The sequence below is a fragment of the Catenovulum sp. 2E275 genome (assembly GCF_025515275.1).
GTDB lineage: Bacteria > Pseudomonadota > Gammaproteobacteria > Enterobacterales > Alteromonadaceae > Catenovulum.
This window is the reverse complement of record NZ_JAOPFU010000003.1, coordinates 144,352-162,335: the sequence shown is the minus strand read 5'-3', so window position 1 is coordinate 162,335 and position 17,984 is coordinate 144,352. Positions and strand designations below refer to the sequence as shown.

At 35.9% G+C, this 17,984-nt stretch carries 17 protein-coding genes; 4 read left to right on the top strand and 13 right to left on the bottom strand.

The window, feature by feature from the left end; translation table 11 throughout:
* Complete coding sequence (recN, locus tag N7931_RS02950) at positions 1-1,665, top strand: DNA repair protein RecN (RefSeq protein WP_262791812.1); 1,665 nt, start codon at positions 1-3, stop codon at positions 1,663-1,665.
* A gap of 457 nt (positions 1,666-2,122) precedes the next feature.
* On the opposite strand, the gene N7931_RS02945 is transcribed toward recN, so the two are convergent.
* The 4 genes from N7931_RS02945 to N7931_RS02930 form a co-directional block, all read right to left on the bottom strand.
* The gene (locus N7931_RS02945; protein ID WP_262791811.1) at positions 2,123-2,437 is read right to left on the bottom strand and encodes an ArsR/SmtB family transcription factor; all 315 of its coding nucleotides are present in this window, start codon (positions 2,435-2,437) and stop codon (positions 2,123-2,125) included.
* A gap of 97 nt (positions 2,438-2,534) precedes the next feature.
* The gene (locus N7931_RS02940) at positions 2,535-2,978 is read right to left on the bottom strand and encodes a YeeE/YedE family protein (RefSeq protein ID WP_262791810.1); all 444 of its coding nucleotides are present in this window, start codon (positions 2,976-2,978) and stop codon (positions 2,535-2,537) included.
* A gap of 9 nt (positions 2,979-2,987) precedes the next feature.
* Positions 2,988-3,419 carry a YeeE/YedE family protein gene (locus N7931_RS02935; RefSeq protein ID WP_262791808.1) on the bottom strand — a complete coding sequence of 144 codons (432 nt, stop codon included), beginning with the start codon at positions 3,417-3,419 and terminating at the stop codon, positions 2,988-2,990.
* Between the two features lie 26 nt (positions 3,420-3,445).
* Positions 3,446-4,348 (bottom strand): MBL fold metallo-hydrolase, encoded by a 903-nt coding sequence (locus N7931_RS02930; protein ID WP_262791806.1) that lies wholly within the window; start codon positions 4,346-4,348, stop codon positions 3,446-3,448.
* Positions 4,349-4,443: 95 nt separating this feature from the next.
* Between N7931_RS02930 and N7931_RS02925 the strand changes: the two genes are divergently transcribed.
* Together N7931_RS02925 and N7931_RS02920 are read left to right on the top strand one after the other, a co-directional pair.
* Complete coding sequence (locus tag N7931_RS02925) at positions 4,444-5,196, top strand: sulfite exporter TauE/SafE family protein (protein WP_262791805.1); 753 nt, start codon at positions 4,444-4,446, stop codon at positions 5,194-5,196.
* 34 nt (positions 5,197-5,230) lie between these two features.
* On the top strand, positions 5,231-5,620 hold the full coding sequence (locus N7931_RS02920) for a rhodanese-like domain-containing protein (protein WP_262791804.1): 390 nt from the start codon (positions 5,231-5,233) through the stop codon (positions 5,618-5,620).
* A gap of 54 nt (positions 5,621-5,674) precedes the next feature.
* On the opposite strand, the gene secF is transcribed toward N7931_RS02920, so the two are convergent.
* The 7 genes from secF to N7931_RS02885 all read right to left on the bottom strand — a co-directional run bounded on the left by secF (position 5,675) and on the right by N7931_RS02885 (position 15,143).
* Complete coding sequence (secF, locus tag N7931_RS02915) at positions 5,675-6,616, bottom strand: protein translocase subunit SecF (protein ID WP_410369328.1); 942 nt, start codon at positions 6,614-6,616, stop codon at positions 5,675-5,677.
* A 12-nt stretch (positions 6,617-6,628) separates the two neighbouring features.
* Complete coding sequence (gene secD / locus N7931_RS02910) at positions 6,629-8,482, bottom strand: protein translocase subunit SecD (protein WP_262791802.1); 1,854 nt, start codon at positions 8,480-8,482, stop codon at positions 6,629-6,631.
* Positions 8,483-8,494: 12 nt separating this feature from the next.
* On the bottom strand, positions 8,495-8,830 hold the full coding sequence (gene yajC / locus N7931_RS02905; RefSeq protein WP_262791800.1) for a preprotein translocase subunit YajC: 336 nt from the start codon (positions 8,828-8,830) through the stop codon (positions 8,495-8,497).
* 39 nt (positions 8,831-8,869) lie between these two features.
* Positions 8,870-9,991: a tRNA guanosine(34) transglycosylase Tgt gene (gene tgt / locus N7931_RS02900; RefSeq protein WP_262791932.1), complete on the bottom strand. Its 1,122-nt coding sequence runs from the start codon at positions 9,989-9,991 to the stop codon at positions 8,870-8,872.
* A 40-nt stretch (positions 9,992-10,031) separates the two neighbouring features.
* The gene (gene queA / locus N7931_RS02895; protein WP_262791798.1) at positions 10,032-11,084 is read right to left on the bottom strand and encodes a tRNA preQ1(34) S-adenosylmethionine ribosyltransferase-isomerase QueA; all 1,053 of its coding nucleotides are present in this window, start codon (positions 11,082-11,084) and stop codon (positions 10,032-10,034) included.
* A gap of 847 nt (positions 11,085-11,931) precedes the next feature.
* Complete coding sequence (locus N7931_RS02890; protein ID WP_262791797.1) at positions 11,932-13,122, bottom strand: tetratricopeptide repeat protein; 1,191 nt, start codon at positions 13,120-13,122, stop codon at positions 11,932-11,934.
* An 8-nt stretch (positions 13,123-13,130) separates the two neighbouring features.
* A complete protein-coding gene (locus tag N7931_RS02885; RefSeq protein WP_262791795.1) occupies positions 13,131-15,143 on the bottom strand; it encodes a DUF3857 domain-containing transglutaminase family protein in 2,013 nt (670 codons plus the stop codon).
* Positions 15,144-15,312: 169 nt separating this feature from the next.
* Between N7931_RS02885 and N7931_RS02880 the strand changes: the two genes are divergently transcribed.
* Positions 15,313-16,545, top strand: coding sequence for a DEAD/DEAH box helicase (locus N7931_RS02880; protein ID WP_262791794.1), 1,233 nt, complete (start codon positions 15,313-15,315; stop codon positions 16,543-16,545).
* Here the strand turns inward: N7931_RS02880 and N7931_RS02875 are convergent.
* Positions 16,542-17,300 carry an EAL domain-containing protein gene (locus tag N7931_RS02875; protein WP_262791793.1) on the bottom strand — a complete coding sequence of 253 codons (759 nt, stop codon included), beginning with the start codon at positions 17,298-17,300 and terminating at the stop codon, positions 16,542-16,544. The two genes, N7931_RS02880 and N7931_RS02875, sit on opposite strands and share 4 nt — an antisense overlap.
* Positions 17,301-17,442: 142 nt before the next feature.
* Entirely contained in the window at positions 17,443-17,955 is a 513-nt protein-coding gene (locus tag N7931_RS02870; protein ID WP_262791792.1) for a peptide-methionine (S)-S-oxide reductase, read from the bottom strand.
* Positions 17,956-17,984: the final 29 nt, after the last annotated feature.

The window sequence follows — 17,984 nt, the reverse complement described above, 5'->3', positions numbered from 1 at the left end:
ATGTTAACTCAGCTATATATTAAAGATTTTGCTATTGTCAATGGATTAGATATTGAAATAGACCCGGGAATGACCACTATTACCGGTGAAACCGGCGCAGGTAAATCAATTTCAATTGATGCACTAAGTTTATGTTTAGGTAGCCGAGCAGAGACCAGCATGGTTAGGCCAAATTCCGATAAAACCGAAATTTGTGCAACCTTTAATGTCGCGAATATTCCAGAAGCAATAAACTGGTTAACCGAGCAGGATTTATTGACCCAAGATCAAACAGATTGCATGATCCGCCGAGTGATTACAGCCGAAGGCCGTTCACGCGCTTATATTAACGGAGCGCCAGTCCCTGCCCAGCTATTAAAATCTTTAGCACCGCTTTTAGTTAATATTCATGGCCAACATGCACACCAGCTTTTATTAAAACCAGAGCATCAGCTCACTTTATTAGACCAATTTGCCGAACATAAACATTTATTAGCTCAAACCACGTTAGCCTATCAGGGCTGGAATAAACTAAAAAAAGAGCTTAAAAAACTAGAGGAAGAACAGGCAAATCGCGAAGCTAGATTTCAATTACTTGAATATCAGGTGACCGAACTGGATGAATTTGCTATCAATCAAGGTGAATTTGAACAAATAGAACAAGAACATAAAAAGTTATCTAACTCAGTTGCATTAGTCACTGATAGTCAGCAGTGTTATAGCTTGCTTTATGATAATAATGAACAAACCATTATGGATATGGTGCAATTTATTGAAACTAAATTAACAGATTTATCTAAATATGATCCGGCTCTAAACAGCATTATTCAAATGCTCAACGAAGCAGGTATTCAATTAAAAGAAGCCAGCTACGAGCTTAGGGATTATATTGACAGTCAGGAGCCTGATCCTGAAAAACTACAACAACTTGAAGAAAGGTTAACGACAGCATTAGAACTTGCCCGCAAACACAAAGTTGCACCAGAAGAGTTATATTTAGAACACCAAAAACTCGCTGAAGAACTGAGTCAAATTAAACAGTCAGACGAGCAAAGTGAACAATTAAAAACCGAAGTAGTTGAAGCCGAAAAACATTATTGGCAAGCTGCTGATGCATTAAGTGAAAGCAGAAATGAAGCTGCACAAACTTTATCGGCTGCAATTACCGACAGTATGCAAACGCTGAATATGAAACAAGGGCAATTCTTAGTTAAATTAAATCAGATACAAACGCCGGCTAAAACTGGCTCAGATGAAATTGAATTTTTAGTTAGCGCAAATCCCGGCCAGCCATTACAAGCTATGCATAAAGTTGCATCAGGCGGTGAGTTATCCCGAATTAGCCTAGCACTACAGGTATTAACATCATCCAAAAGCTCAGTTCCAACCTTGATTTTTGACGAGGTAGACGTTGGCATTAGCGGTCCAACTGCCGCAATAGTTGGCCAAATGCTGAGAAAAATAGGTGAATCAACTCAAGTTATTTGTGTTACTCACTTACCACAAGTTGCAGCTTGCGGGCATCAACAAATGCAAGTGAGTAAAGAAAATGATGGTCAGTCTACAACAACTCAAATGGTAAAATTATCACAACAAGAAAGAATCTACGAACTTGCCAGATTATTAGGTGGCGATGTCATAACCTCTAATACGCTGGAAAATGCAAAAGATTTATTAGTCAGTTAACCTGCACTATTGATAGTTTTTGATATTTATCTATAGACCCTGAATATAGTAAACCTCAATTCGGTTTAATGAATATGTTTCAAACGGCCTTTTTTCGCGGGTACTGCGTTAAATTCATTTGCAATACGACCCCATGGATGGGGGGAGATAGAGCGACGTCGGAACTAAAGCCGAGACTAGCTATTGACGCGTGAATTTGCCTTGTCCGCACAAAAAAATTCTCGTTAGAAAAATGTGGAATGATAAGGTTAAATAATTCAATTAGTTAGAATACACCTTAACCCGAGTTGAGGTTAGTAAATAAAAATCATAATAAATACGGAAATAATAAAAAAGAAAACAAAAACAGATAAATATCCGTTATTTCTTTTGTTGAGCGGCTTGTCATCAAGCTGCTCAATTTGAGCCCGCTTGATTAACTTTAAATTATGTCTAAATAACCGTAAATAAGTCAGTATTAAGCGCAAAAAATGCTATGCAGCGTATCAATTATTTTGCTGACATTTGGGTCTTTTAAGTGATAAAAAATGGTCTGGGCTTCACGTCTTGTCGCCACTATACCTTGCCTTCTGAGCCAAGCTAAATTTTGCGATAAGCTGGATTGTGAAATTGAAATTTTATCATTTAGTTCAGAAACAGACATTTCTCCAGCTTGCAGTAAACATAAAATCATTAAACGATATTTATTACTTAATGCTTTTAATAATGCTTCTGCTTGATCTGCATTTCGTTCAAGTTGTTCAAATGAAAAGTGATTGTCTGTTTCTGCCATATTTAAAATTGATACTGTTAATTTGATTAATTAGTCACTTAGCCTACTGCAAGCTTTTAAACCTACTGACAAAACATAATTCAGATATTTCATCTGTCTATTTTTTGCGGTCTAAGTTTGTAATATTAACATACTTTGCAGTGAACATACCGACTATCATAGCTAAAATAAAAACCAGAATTTTAGCCGTATCTCCGGTTAAATTAACTAAGGCTGGTCCGGGGCAAATTCCAGCTAATCCCCAGCCAATTCCAAAAAAGATAGCACCCAAAATCAAATTTTTATCAACCAAAGTATTAGAAGGCAGTGAAAATGTCTCACCTAATAAAGGTTTGTTCAGTTTTTTAATATATAAAAACCAAACTGGAATAAAAACGCATAAAGCCCCTGCCATTACAAATGCTAAGCTGGGATCCCAGTTACCACTAATATCTAAAAAATGGATAACTTTTTCTGGATTTGCCATTTGCGACACAATTAAGCCAAGTCCAAAAATTAAGCCAGAGCTAAAAGCAATTATTATTTGTAACCATAATCTCATTGTTCTCTCCTATAACCATTTGATAATCAAAACAGTTAAAATCGCAGTTAGCATAAAAACACAAGTGGCGATAATTGAGCGTTGGGAAAATCGCCCGATTCCACAAATACCATGTCCACTGGTACAGCCTGAACCTAACCGACTCCCCAAACCAACAAAAAAACCAGCCAGAGCTAATACAGGCCAACTTGAAGTTATTTTCTCCGGTAATTGCGCATTAAAAAAGACAGCAATAAACGGGCTTAAAACCAGTCCTGCAATAAAAAAGATCCGCCAAAGCCGCTCATCAATGCTATTTAACTGATTTTTAAAGTTAATCAAAGCATGATAAAAAATACCGGAAATACCGGCTATTTTTCCATTAACAGATAATAGAATGACAGCAGCAATGCCTATTAATCCGCCACCAATTAAAGATTCAACTAGGGTTAATTCAGTCATTGTATTTATTACCTTTAATCTAGTGTTTAAATTAATTTAATTTTGTAATTACTGAGATGAACCGGCAATTTAAAAAATAGGTTATTATTTTTATCCGCTTGCGGTAATTCACCAGCTTTAATATTGACCTGTAATGACGGATATAAAAGTTTCGGCGCCGCTAAGGTTTTATCCCGCTCGGTTCGTAATTTAACAAAATCATCCAAACTCATCGCCGAATTTACATGAATATTTGATTGTTTACTTTCAGCGACATTTGTTTGGTATTTTAAATCCCGTCCGTTTGGCTGATAGTCATGACAAAGCCAGATTTGAGTATCATCGGGTAGAGCATGAATTTTTTTAATACTCTTAAATAATGTGTTTGAATCCCCACCGGGGAAATCACATCTTGCAGTACCGGCATCTGGCATAAATAAAGTATCACCAACAAAAATATGGTTTTCAATTAAATAACTAATCCCATCCGGTGTATGACCTGGCGTTTCAATTACATTAAAATAAAATGTACCAAGTTCCAGCTTATCACCTGCTTTGAGTAAACAATCAAACTCACTACCTGTTGTCGACAACTCATTTTGAGCCATTGAAAATATAGCTGAAAAAGTTAACTGTACTTGAGTTATGCCCGCTCCAATTGCAATTTTTGGCTGATGTTCAACTAATAACGGATGATTTTTTAAATAGAATGCAGCGCTTAAGTGATCAGCATGAGCATGAGTTTCTAATAACCACTTAACTTTTAATTGGTGCTGCTTAATATATTCAACCTGCTGCTCCGCAAACTCCGTTGATAGCTTGCCCGATGCACTATCAAAATCTAATGCAGAATCAATCACAGCGGCTTCTAAACTCATTTTGTCATAAACAAGATAACTTATTGTAGAGCTCGTTTGCTGATAAAAAGCCTCAATATGTAGCTGACTCATTTTTATTCTCCTAACAAATTACATTTGAATATTATAAATTACTAATATACGATATGTAAAGTAATTAAATTTTAAACAAAAGAGCTTGCTAAATTATGTTTGTCATTATCATTTCAGCCGTAATGATTGGTTTGAGTTTGGGCTTATTAGGTTCTGGTGGCGCGATATTAACTGTGCCCGCTTTAATCTATGGCGTTGGCATGAATGAAAAAAGTGCAATTGCCAGTGCGTTATTTATTGTTGCCAGTATTAGCTTATTCAGTTCAGTTAATAATATTATCACTCAAAAAATCGCCTGGAAAAATATTTCAGGCTTTGCCATTCCGGGACTTTTTGCCAGTTATTTAGGCGCTTTAGCAGGCAGTTATATCGCGGGTTATATCCAGTTATTTATTTTTGCTATGGTTATTTTATTTGCTGCATTTCATACACTTAAATTAAATAATCATGCAATTCAAAAACAAAGCTCGTTACCGAAAATAATCATGACTGGTTTTTTAGTCGGTTTTTTAACGGGTTTAGTTGGTGTCGGTGGTGGTTTTTTAATTGTGCCAGCTTTAATAATTCTCTTGAATTTACCCCTTCGACAAGCTGTCGCCAGTAGCTTAATTATCATTAGTTTAAATTCATTGGTTGCGTTTGGCCGCTATGCAATTACTTTTAATCGTGATGCTATCGAGTTTAATTGGCTGGTGATTATTATATTTATTTTACTCGGCACTTGCGGCAGTTATTTAGGCCAGTTTTTTGCAAATAAACTCAACCCCAAATGGCTGCAACAAGGTTTTGCTTATTTATTAATTTGTTTGTCCATTTTTACTTTTTATCAATCTATTAAACTAATTTAAACCTGAGTTCAGGTGAACTAGATAAGGAACTGATATGTTATTAACCAGCCAAGCCTATGTTGAACAAACTAAAAAACAAATCCAAGTTATATCTGTAGCTGAATTAGTTACACGCCAGTCTCAGTTTTTTGTAGTGGATATTCGAGAAGCAAACGAAGTTGCGTTAGGGAAAATACCTGGGGCGATTGCTATTTCTCGTGGGGTGCTTGAGATGAAAATAACAGCCGAGTTAGAAAAACATCAGCAAAACATCCAAAACCAATGTGAGTTATCCGCCCAACCAATTGTGCTTTATTGTCAGTCTGGTGCGCGCTCTGCATTTGCTGCTAATTCATTAACGAATATGGGGTTTAGTTGTGTTTATTCACTTGATGGTGGTATTAAAGCTTGGCAAGTACAAAATTTGCCTATGCAAAAAGTATAAAAACAAAAAAGAGAGCTTATCGCTCTCTTTTTAGATTTAGATTTGAAATCCAGCTTACATAAGTGGATCTTGGTCTGCACCTTCTTTTTCAACCACAGCCGGAATTAAATCTTCACGACTAATGCCCAGTTTTAACGCAAATACACTGGCAACAAAAATTGAAGAGTAAGTACCAATCCCGATACCAAACAATAACGCCGTCGCAAACGCATGGATTAAAGCACCGCCTTTAAAGAACAAAGCAAGCAATACTAAAACCGTAGTAAACGAAGTAATTGTTGTTCGGCTTAAAGTTTGAGTAAGTGAAATATCAATAATTTCAGCTGGCGTACCTTGTCTTAATTTAACAAAGTTCTCACGAATTCGGTCAAATACAACAATGGTATCGTTTAATGAATAACCGATTACCGCTAAAACTGCTGCTAAAACTGTTAAGTCGAACTCAATACCTAATACTGAAAACAAGCCAATGGTGATGATAACGTCATGCGCAAGTGCTAATACTGAGCCTAATGCAAATCGCCATTCAAATCGGAACGCGACATAAATTAAGATACAGATTAAAGCCACTAGCATGGCTAAACCGCCCTGCTCTTTAAGCTCTTCACCAACACTTGGACCAACAAATTCAATTCGGCGCATTTCTGCTTGACCAAGTTGATCATTAGAAATTAGCTCTAAAATTTGATGGCTTAAATCTTCAGCCTTAACATTTTCTCTTGGCGCCAGACGAATTAAAACTTCGGAACTATTACCAAAATGTTGAACAACTGCATCGGCAAATCCGTTTTGTTCTAGTTCCTGACGAATATCAGACAAATTAGCGGCTTTATCATAGCCAACTTCCAATAACGTACCGCCAGTAAAATCTAAACCAAACTTTAAACCATTGATTGAAATTGATGCAATCGAAGCAATCAGCATAAGCGCTGAAAAAACGACCGAAAACTTGCCCCACTTCATAAAAGGCACTGTATTTTTAAGTTGTAACCACATAATAATCGCCTTTTAAATTGAAAGTTTTTTAACTTTTTTACCGCCAACTGACGCATTAACAATTGCGCGAGTCACAACAATAGCAGTAAACATTGAAGTTAAAATACCAATCGCTAAAGTAACCGCAAAGCCTTTTACCGGACCAGAACCAATCGCAAATAAAATAACAGCTGCAATAAAGGTTGTGATATTCGCATCAGCAATGGTTGAAAACGCACTGTCATAGCCTTGGTGAATAGCTTGCTGAGGCCCTCTGCCATCCAGAATTTCTTCGCGGATACGCTCAAATATCAGGACGTTAGCATCAACAGCCATACCAACAGTTAATACAATCCCCGCCATCCCAGGTAAAGTTAATGTTGCGCCCGGAATTAACGACATAACACCAATAATTAACACTAGATTACAAGCCAGCGCGATATTGGCAACAATACCAAATCCACGGTAATACAAGATCATAAAGACGAGAACTAAACAAAAGCCCCATAAAATGGCTGTCATCCCTAAATCGATATTTTCCTGACCTAAACTTGGACCAACAGTACGCTCTTCAACAATTTGAATCGGCGCAATTAATGCACCGGCGCGTAATAATAAAGCCAAGTTTTGCGCTTCGGCTGCGCTGTCGATGCCGGTAATTCTGAAACTACGGGCTAAACGCGCTTGAATGGTAGCAACGTTAATAACTTCTTTAATCGCTTCAAATTCAACACTGCCATCCGGCTTTTTACGACCTGTCGGCTTATATTCAACAAATAAAGTCGCCATTGGTTTACCAATATTATCTTTGGTAAAGTGCGACATTTTATTGCCACCTTGGCTGTCTAGATCAATATTTACCTGAGGTCTTTGGTATTCGTCAAAGCTAGAGTTAGCATCGGTAATATGATTACCGGTTAATATCACACTTTCTTTTAACACCACAGGTTGACCAGTATTACGGTTATAAAAAACTTCTGAACCGGCTGGTACTCGGCCTGCTGCGGCTGAACGAGGATCGGCTTCACTGTCTACTTGTCTAAATTCAAGTGTTGCTGTAGCACCTAAAATTTCTTTAGCACGAGCAGTATCTTGAACACCCGGTAATTCAACCACAATTCGCTCAGCACCTTGGCGCATCACTAAAGGTTCTGCAACCCCTAATTGGTTAACTCGGTTACGGATAATCGTGATATTTTGCTGAAGTGCATACTCTTTTACTTCCCGAATGCGCGCTTCTGACATAATTGCTGTTACTGTATTATCTTCGTTAGCAGCAGTATCAATCGTTAATTCAGGGAATTTATCCGTTAAATAATCAAGTGCTTTTTCAGTTTCTTCTGCGTTTCTAAAGCTTACTTTTACTCCATTACCAAAGTTTTTTAAGCCACGGTAACGCAGTTTTTCGTCACGTAAACTAATGCGAAAATCTTCCAGCATTTCTTCTTGTTTTTTCTGCATTGCAACGCTCATATCCACTTCCATTAAAAAGTGAACACCACCGCGTAAATCAAGACCTAGCTTCATTGGGCTGCCACCAACCTCTTCCAGCCACTGTGGTTGAGCAGGCATTAAATTTAACGCCACAATAAAGTTAGAACCCAAAGATTGCATTGCTATATCACGTGCTTCTAGTTGAGCTTCGGTATCTTTAAAACGAACTTGGATTTGATTATTTTCAATGCTGGCTGAACGATATTCAACCTGTGCACTATCTAAGGCTGATTTAACTTGATCAAGTTGACCAATTGATACATCACCACCTCGCGTTGCAGAAATTTGCAACGCTGGATCTTCCCCATAAATATTAGGAAGCGCATACAAAAAACCTGCTGATACTACAATGAGTATCAGCAGGTATTTCCATAATGGATATTTATTTAACACTAGTTCAGACCCTTAGATTGATTTAATCGTACCTTTAGGTAAAACCGCGGTTACCGCTGATTTTTGCACAGCAACATCTACGCCTTCAGCTAAAGTCACTAAAATAAAGTCTTTATCTTCAGATACTTTAGCAACTTTACCAACTAAACCACCCTGACTTAAAATTTCGTCACCTTTACCAATTGAAGCAATTAACGCTTTATGTTCTTTCATGCGTTTTGCTTGTGGGCGATACAACATAAAATAAAAAATCAAACCAAAAACAGCTAACATAATAATCATTTGTAAACCGCCGCCTTGAGCCTGAGTTGCACCATCGGCATAAGCGTTAGCAATAAAAAAGTCCATAAAATACCCCTTAATATAATAAATTTAATTAATAATTGTTTATTCGTTTTCTAGTGGTGGAACAGGTAAGCCACGGGCACTATAAAAAGCGTCTACATATTCATCAAGCTTGCCTTGCTCGATTGCACTGCGCAAATCTTCCATTACTTTTTGATAAAATCGCAAATTATGAATGGTGTTTAATTGAGCACCTAATATTTCATTGCACTTATCTAAATGATGTAAATATGCACGAGAATAATTTTTACAAGTGTAACAGTCACAATTTTTATCAAGTGGACCAGTATCGGTTTTATGTTTAGCGTTTCTGAGCTTAACAACACCATCACTCACAAAAATATGACCATTACGGGCATTACGGGTAGGCATAACACAGTCAAACATATCAACACCACGGCGTACTGCTTCAACTATGTCTTCTGGCTTACCAACACCCATTAAGTATCTTGGTTTATCCGCTGGCATTTTGTCAGTTAAATTATTTAAGATATTGATCATATCTTCTTTTGGTTCACCAACCGATAAACCGCCAATCGCATAACCGTCAAAATCAATTTCAGTTAATCCATTTAAGCTTTCTTCACGTAAATGAGGATACATTCCACCCTGAACAATACCAAATAAAGCAGATGGATTACCTTGATGAGCCTCTTTTGAGCGTTTAGCCCAACGTAAAGATAACTCCATAGAACTGCGAGCTTGCTCTTCAGTCGCTGGATAAGGCGTACATTCGTCAAAAATCATTACTATATCTGAGCCTAAATCGCGCTGAACCTGCATCGCTTTTTCTGGTGTTAATTCAATTCGCTCTCCGTTTATTGGCGATCTGAATACAACCCCTTCTTCGCTGATTTTACGTAAATCACCTAAACTAAATACCTGAAAACCGCCTGAGTCAGTTAAAATTGGCCCTTGCCAATTCATAAAATCATGCAAATCACCATGCATTTTAATAATTTCAGTCCCCGGACGAAGCATTAAATGAAATGTATTGCCCAAACAAATTTGTGCACCAGTCTCTTTTAATTCTTCTGGTGTCACACCTTTAACTGTGCCGTATGTACCCACAGGCATAAAAGCGGGCGTTTGTACTTCACCACGGGCAAATTTAAGCGTGCCACGTCTGGCTTTGCCATCCGTTGTCAGTTTTGTAAATTTCATAAAATCTGTCATTGGTTTTACCGTTTAACTGTATTAGTGATTATTCAAAGCGTTTTTTAGTTTGAATAAACATAGAATCGCCATAACTGAAAAAGCGATATTTGTGTTCAATAGCCGCCTGATAGGCCGACTTAATAATTTGAGTGCCTGCAAAAGCAGAAACCAGCATAATTAGAGTAGATTCAGGTAAATGAAAATTAGTAAACATCGCATCCACGACTTTAAATTCGTATCCGGGATAAATAAAAATTTGAGTATCACCTGAATAAGCTGCGATTAATTCATTTTGTCCGGCAAACTGAGCTGCGCTTTCTAAGCTACGAACAGACGTTGTACCAACTGCAATGACCCTACCACCTCGTGCTTTACAAGCTTTAATGGCTTCAACAACCTGCTCAGATACTTCAATGTACTCAGCATGCATTTGATGATCTTCAACCTTATCTACCCTAACCGATTGAAAAGTACCAGCCCCAACGTGCAAAGTCACATTCGCCATTTGCACGCCTTTATCTTTTAACTGCTGTAAAATACTTTCATCAAAATGCAAACCCGCGGTTGGCGCGGCAACCGCACCCGGCACTTCACCATAAACTGTCTGGTATCTTTCTTTGTCGGTTTGTTCATCTGCACGATCAATATAAGGCGGCAAAGGCATGTGACCATAAGCTTCTAATAACTCAAGTACAGGCTGCGAGTTTAATACCTGTAATACAAATAAGTCATTTTGACGTTCCAGCATTTTAGCCTGAATTTTATCTTCTAAAATAACCTCAGTACCGGGTTTTAATGCTTTATTTGCCCTAACATGAGCTAAAATTTTATTGTCTTCTAAAATTCGCTCAACTAAAACTTCAACTTTACCACCTGATACTTTTTGGCCTAATAAACGTGCTGGAATCACTTTTGTATTGTTAAAAATCAATAGATCTTTATCTGTGACCAACTCCGGCATATCAGAAAATATTTTATGTTCGATAGATTCAGCGTTTTTTTCGGCAACCACTAATAAACGGGATGCACTTCTTTTTTCAGCCGGAAAATGGGCAATTAATTCATCGGGAAGATCAAAGTGGAAATCTGAAACCTGCATGCTCTAGCTCTATCTACATCAAAGCGCGTTAGTCTATTGCGGACCCCGCTCAATAGCAAGTTTTCAATCAAGAATAAACCTATTCTTTTTGTTTTTTAAACCCCAACTAAGCACAGAGCAAGAGCAGTTTTAACTCAGTTAATTATTCAAACTGGTTAACTAAGTCAATAAGCAGAAATTGAAATGTTTAAAAATTACATTTAAAAGTAAATTAAATGTTAAATGAGTCATATTTTAGACTTTTACGCTTTTTTTGACAAAAATATTTCAAAAAACCGTTGTAAAATTACAAAACAGGGATATAATGAACCCATCTTTGAAAGACGCGATTTATCGTTATTTTTCTTGATATCCCTTTGTTAGTGCTTGAGTGCCTTAAATGGCATCATTTTTACGCCCAGTCCCCCAACTGGGCTTTTTTTTGCCTAAAATTTACCAACTTATATTTTTATATACATATCCTATTTTTAACATCAAATAGAAACATACTTAACTCAACTCAGGATAAGAAATTAGCTAAAGACTTAAGTTTATTGGTTTTTAGTTTAAGTTCGTTTTCAACTGAGGGGTCTTAAAACAAGGCGAATTTGCGTAGTAATAGCAGGCTATCACTACGCAGTTATCGGGAAAATACCCCTAGAGAGAGTTATTTTCCAGAGTTGAGGTTACACTTATATAACCAATCATCACATTAACCTATTATCGTTAAATTAAGCTTAGTAAAAGGGCAATTTAGATAGAGTATTGCTCTGGCCAGCAAAAGCTTGACCAAAGCAATCTTAGTAAGAGTTATAAATATTTATTTCAGAGGGAAGTCTAAATAAACTAATACAGATAAATATCCAATTTATACTGCGTTGTCCATTAACCAATTTTGATATTGAGCAGACTGTAAAAAAGCTTCACTTTGTTCTAACAATGATAGATTAGCCGGCGTTAAGTTAGCATCAAAAGCAGTATTAATGGTATCTAATACCGCAACAGCTAAATCAAAATCCTTTATTAAAATATTGACTTGTAATAGGACAAAAAAGCCCTCTGGATCAGATGGTGCAGATAAAATTGTATTTCGAGCATGATGCAACGCTTGATATTTATCGCCCAAGTATGCATACAAAATAGCTAATTCACTTTGCATTTTACTATCTCTTTGTGCACTTTCAGGCAAGGTATTAATTGCTTTGATCGCATCACTGTATTGGGATAAAGATACAAAAAAAGATTCGAGCATACCTGGAAATTGCCCATTAGCCTTATAAGCCTTAATTAATTCTGGTAAGTATATCCTTGCTTGAGGTACAGGAAGAGTTGCTAATTTACGAGTAATAAAATCGAGAAGAATAGGCTTTTGCTGCAAATGTTCAGGTAAGCTTTTATAATGATTGAAAGAAGCAGCTACATTATTTTTCACCAATTCAGTAATACAAAATATTGCTGCATACTGATAAGGTAGATTTTCTGGATTAATTAAATCAACCTGAATAAATGAGTCATACTGAACTAAAAAATCTAAATTAGTAAACTGTGTAAAAAGGTTATGTAAATCATAAATCTTTAATGTATTAGGATCTAAATACATATTTAAATATGTATAACCAGATTCTCCTAAACTAATCCGATATAAGCTTAAAATTGTGTTGTCATTTAATGGTTTTGAATAAAGATAATGCCAGTTATTTGACTCTGCGTTCCCAAGGTTTTGAACTAGCGTAACGAATGAATCGAGCACTTTACTTGCACTATCTTTGTAATCTTTTTCTTCTAAATTAGGGGTTAAGTACCTAGCTTTGATGACATCATATATTTTATCTTCATCAATTTGCTGTATAAAATAATCTAGCTCACCTTTATTTAAATGCTCTTCAAGACTTAAATTAAAGTTTAAAACTCGTTGAGATTGAGTACTAACAATACTTTCAACAGGCTCATTGCTTTTAGAAGTTATTATTTCTTCTGTTTTTTCTCTTGTTGAGCTACAAGCCATTAAGACAGCTAATAATAAAAATGAAGATATAAGTTTATGTATACGTTTTAACATCCTAGCTGTTACTCCTGATTTTTTGCATAAGGCTGTAATAAACTTAACAGCGCTTTTAACTGTTTATAGCCAGGGTCTAAAGTCACATTAGTAATGCTATTAGAATAACTCATCTGATTATTAATAGATTTAATATCAGCTAAATAGTCAGCTACTTGGTCCACCTCAACTTCACTAGCTTTAACTTTAAGTATATTTTCAAATGCAATTCGGCGCCTGTCATATTCAATACTTGAAATAAACTGAATATACGGATTATCGATAATTTCAACTGAATCATCTTCACTAAAATCTATATTCTCAGGTAATTGTAAAATGACTCGGTGAGAGACATTAATCTGGTTATTTAAGTGTAAAGGCGCTTTACGAATAATTGTATCTGGCGTTGTTAAATACTCCTTTGAATAGTTAGCAGTCAACTCAAAAGCAGCATTTTTATCCTCTGTTAGCTGCCAAAAGTCAGGAACTAAGTATAATTCCTCCATTACAAGTCGATTAGAAACTAAATCATCTTCCACTTTTAAATCTGCTAAAGGAGAGAGATTAGGATAAGTTTTGGCATAATAATTTAAATACTGCTTTGCAATTTTATCTTTGCCTCTTGTTGCCAATTTATAGCGCATATATTCAGCTTCATTGCCTGTATATATAGTTTTAACGCGCCATTCGACTGGTGAAAAATAATCGGCAGCAATGATAAGCTCAGTAAGTTCAACAGTTGCGATACCTTGAACAGGTGTTGCATTCACTAAATTTTTAGATGTATCAGAAATAATCAATGCTCTTTCATAGTTAAACTGATACTTTTCTGATAATTCAGTTCCCTGATAAGTCGCTGTTGGATCTATCCAGTAGTCTTTTCCTTGATATGTTAGTCGAACAATAGCATGATCAAATGCACTATGGCTGGCAATAGATTCTTCCAAACCTCGCTTAATTTGGGTAGAAACTAGCGCTACCTGAGCATCTATTCCTATTGCTTTTAATAATTCAGTTAATAATAAAGATTTATCTTTACAATCACCATAACGATTAGCAAAAACCTCCTGCGGTGAATGCGGCTTATGAGAGTTTTCAGCTAGTTCTAAACCTAAATAACGAATATCATTTTGTACAAAATTTATTGCCTGATTAATTGCGTCTTTTAGTGGGACTTTCTTCAATGATTCAATATATCTTTGATATTCTTTGGAATCGGTTGGCTGAACTTTAAATAAATTATTGGCCCACTTTGCAACATCTTGCCATGATTGATAATCACTAAATTCAATATAGGGTATATCCCGATACCACCCTGGTACTTTATCATCTAAATGTAAAGCTTTTACATTCTCTAAATAAATTTGATAAGTTAGTTCTTTTTGAGTTGAAAGTAGCTTCAATTTATCTTGGCTAACATGCAATTTATAATTTAATGGTTTATTAATTGGGCTAACAACAAAAACACTCAATTTATCAATACCAACTCCCCACGCAAGTCGACTTTGAAAAACAAAATGTTGGTCAAATACAGGGTTAGCCCCCACAATACTATAACTATAATCAATTAAATCGCCTGCTTGTACATTTTTCAATTGAACTAAAGCATCATATTCACCAGAAAAAATATTATCAGACTGACTATCTTCAGCATTGATTACTTGAATATCTTCGGCTTTTATTTGAGTTATAACCTGACCATCCCGACTAACAGAAACATTATGAACTTTCAGCGTTTCATAAGCAGGGTTAAAACGAATTGTAATTGTTGAATAGTCATTAAGCCCTGCCGTATCACTTGGTGCATAAGCATAACGAAAATATCTTTTTTTAAGCTCTGCATTATTAGCTTTTTGCTCAACTAAATAATAATGACTCGGCTTACGCAGTTCTGATAGTGGTTTTGTTGTAATATTTTCAGGTTTAACCCAATTTGGAGTTGGAACAATCTCAACATCAGGTATTTGAGGTGTAGCAATAGCAAAGCCGCTAAAAAAAGTAATAAATAAAGTACAGAAGCGTATAAAATACAGAAGTTTCACTTAACCTTCCCTGTTAAAGTTATATTTTTTAAAAGTATACAATAAAATAACAACAAGAAAGAAATAATTAACCTTTCAAAATTAAAAAGAAATCAAATCCCTTTTTAATATAATCACTTACCAGCTTATGATAAAATGTAGGCAATCTTTCTGCTAATCCACTTATTTCATGAACTCATTTAATCAACTTAACTTATCACCATTATTGTTACAGGCTTTAGCAGATCATAATTACACAACCCCAACCCAAATTCAGGCTAGTTGTATTCCCGTTATATTAAATGGGAAAGACGTTTTAGCAGGTGCTCAAACCGGGACAGGAAAAACAGCCGCATTTGCGCTGCCAGTATTAACCCAGTTATTAAATTCAACTCAGGTTAATTCTCAAAAACCATCGGCTTTAATTTTGGTACCAACTAGAGAGTTAGCTCAACAAGTTTGTAAAAGCTTTCAAAAATATGCAGCCCATACACAACTTAACTGTATGTATGCTTATGGTGGCGTGAGTATTAATCCGCAAATAAAACAATTAAAACAAGTTGTTGATATATTAGTTGCCACCCCAGGGCGGCTAATCGATTTGTTAAAACACAAAGCGCTGATGTTAGATGAAGTTAAGTTTTTAATATTTGATGAAGCTGATCGTTTATTAGATATGGGGTTTAAAGACGAAATTCAGTTTATTCGTAAACATATTAGCAGTAAACCTCAAACTTTGTTTTTTAGTGCAACTTTTAACGACCATGTTTATAAATTAGCAAAAAAACAATTAACAGATCCTGAATATATTGAAGTAGATCAACGAAATAGTGCAGCTCAAACTGTTGAGCAAATTGTCTATGCGGTAGATAACAAACAAAAAGCCAGCTTATTGTCTTATTTAATCGGTTCAAATAACTGGCAACAAGTTTTGGTATTTACTCGTACCAAGCAAAGTGCTGATAATTTAGTTAAAGAGCTAATTTTAAGTGGTTTACAGGCGGTTGCTATTCACGGTGATAAATCACAGGCGATGCGGGAAAAAGCCTTTAGCGATTTTAAAAATAGCCAACTCAGAGTTTTAGTCGCCACTGATGTCGCCGCTAGAGGGTTGGATGTAAAATCACTAGAGTTGGTTATTAATTTTGAATTGCCACATGACAGCGAAGATTATATTCACCGAATTGGCAGAACTGGGCGTGCAGGCTTAACCGGTAAAGCCATTAGCTTAGTATCAGAAAATGAACAAGCTTTACTCAAACCAATTGAGGATTTAATTGGCAGCCGTTTAACCGCACAGTGGTATCCGGGCTTTGAACCCAATTTAGATAAATTTGATGAATCACCAAAAAAACCTAAAAAATTAACCAAAAAAGCAGCCAGAGCTGCCGCTTTAGGGTTAACTAAAAAAGCAAAAGCTTAATAAGAATTAAGCTCGGGAAAAGCTCTAAAAGCAGGTTTAGCAAAGTAATAACCTTGAAATAGATTAATCCCCATTTCTTTTAGTGTTAAATATTCAGCCTGTGTTTCAACCCCTTCAACAATGACTCGTATATTCAGTTGATTGCATAACCTTAAAGCAGATTTAACAATCACCTGGCGCTTTTTATCTTTATCAATATCACGTATTAGAGCCATATCTAATTTAACAATATCAGCTTCAACATCAGCTAATAAATTTAGCCCTGAATATCCAGCACCAAAATCATCAATTGCAACTGTAAAACCTAATTTTTTATAATACTGAACTATTTTTAAAATATGTTTATGATCTATTAGTTGTTCACTTTCAGTAAATTCAAAAATCAGTTTATTTAAGGGGAAGTTATAATCTTTTGCCGCAGCTAAAGTTGCTTTGATACATAGTTCAGGTTGGTAGACAGCATTAGGTAAAAAGTTAATGCTTAAATATTGTTCTGTCCCAAGTTTTGCAGCTTGTTGGATCGCTTTAATTCTACAAGCTTGATCAAATCGGTAGCGGTTTTTATCATTAACATGTTGAAAAACCCACCCTGCACTTTCATTATTTGCTCCCCGAACCAGAGCTTCGTAGGCAAAAACCGATTTTGAATCAGTATCAACAATCGGCTGAAAAGCCATATCAATCTCAAACCCCAAGTCAATTTCTTTTCGGCACTCTTGACAAGCCGACTCTTTAAAATTTGCTGGTTTTTGCATGTAACCTCTTATTACAACTTAAACATAAAAATAAACTTTACTTAAATAAAGTCATAGCCACTAACAGATACACGCTATAATTCTAGTATAAAAGTATATAGTCTCCACCTCACCTACTTTACTTAATAACGCCTTAATAAAGTTAACCTTTTTTGTATTTATGCAAAAGTGCTTTTGGAATATGGCAATAGTCATTGGGAAAACGACTTAATCTTTGCTGGTGTTCAGCATCACTTTTTACATAATTTGTTAGCGGTAATACTTCAACCACGATTTTATCGGCATCGGCTCTGCCAGCGATATAAGTTTTGGCGATGGTTAAATGCTGATTCAATTCACTATAAATACCGGTGCGGTACTTTAAGCCTGTATCTGCACCTTGTTTATTTAAACTATAGGGGTCGATAATTTCAAAACAATATTCAATTAATTGGGTTAAATCGACTGAGTTTGGATTAAAGTTGATTTTGACACATTCAGCATAACCGTCATATTCACTATTGGTTGTCTGGCTAGCGCCATTTGCCCGCCCTGCTTCGGTACTTTCAACACCGGGCAAATATTTTACAAATTCTTCGACTCCCCAAAGGCAGCCACCTGCAAAATAAATGGTTTCCACAGCGGGTTTATCATTAGCAGTATTAGCTAAATTCATATTGCCTGTTCCAGTTTACGAATGATTAT

Excerpts from the sequence above, each read along its gene's own strand:
- recN (WP_262791812.1), top strand. The coding sequence starts at position 1 with ATGTTAACTCAGCTATATATTAAAGATTTTGCTATTGTCAATGGATTA.
- N7931_RS02945 (WP_262791811.1), bottom strand. The coding sequence starts at position 2,437 with ATGGCAGAAACAGACAATCACTTTTCATTTGAACAACTTGAACGAAAT.
- N7931_RS02940 (WP_262791810.1), bottom strand. The coding sequence starts at position 2,978 with ATGAGATTATGGTTACAAATAATAATTGCTTTTAGCTCTGGCTTAATT.
- N7931_RS02935 (WP_262791808.1), bottom strand. The coding sequence starts at position 3,419 with ATGACTGAATTAACCCTAGTTGAATCTTTAATTGGTGGCGGATTAATA.
- N7931_RS02930 (WP_262791806.1), bottom strand. The coding sequence starts at position 4,348 with ATGAGTCAGCTACATATTGAGGCTTTTTATCAGCAAACGAGCTCTACA.
- N7931_RS02925 (WP_262791805.1), top strand. The coding sequence starts at position 4,444 with ATGTTTGTCATTATCATTTCAGCCGTAATGATTGGTTTGAGTTTGGGC.
- N7931_RS02920 (WP_262791804.1), top strand. The coding sequence starts at position 5,231 with ATGTTATTAACCAGCCAAGCCTATGTTGAACAAACTAAAAAACAAATC.
- secF (WP_410369328.1), bottom strand. The coding sequence starts at position 6,616 with ATGTGGTTACAACTTAAAAATACAGTGCCTTTTATGAAGTGGGGCAAG.
- yajC (WP_262791800.1), bottom strand. The coding sequence starts at position 8,830 with ATGGACTTTTTTATTGCTAACGCTTATGCCGATGGTGCAACTCAGGCT.
- tgt (WP_262791932.1), bottom strand. The coding sequence starts at position 9,991 with ATGAAATTTACAAAACTGACAACGGATGGCAAAGCCAGACGTGGCACG.
- queA (WP_262791798.1), bottom strand. The coding sequence starts at position 11,084 with ATGCAGGTTTCAGATTTCCACTTTGATCTTCCCGATGAATTAATTGCC.
- N7931_RS02890 (WP_262791797.1), bottom strand. The coding sequence starts at position 13,122 with ATGTTAAAACGTATACATAAACTTATATCTTCATTTTTATTATTAGCT.
- N7931_RS02880 (WP_262791794.1), top strand. The coding sequence starts at position 15,313 with ATGAACTCATTTAATCAACTTAACTTATCACCATTATTGTTACAGGCT.
- N7931_RS02875 (WP_262791793.1), bottom strand. The coding sequence starts at position 17,300 with ATGCAAAAACCAGCAAATTTTAAAGAGTCGGCTTGTCAAGAGTGCCGA.
- N7931_RS02870 (WP_262791792.1), bottom strand. The coding sequence starts at position 17,955 with ATGAATTTAGCTAATACTGCTAATGATAAACCCGCTGTGGAAACCATT.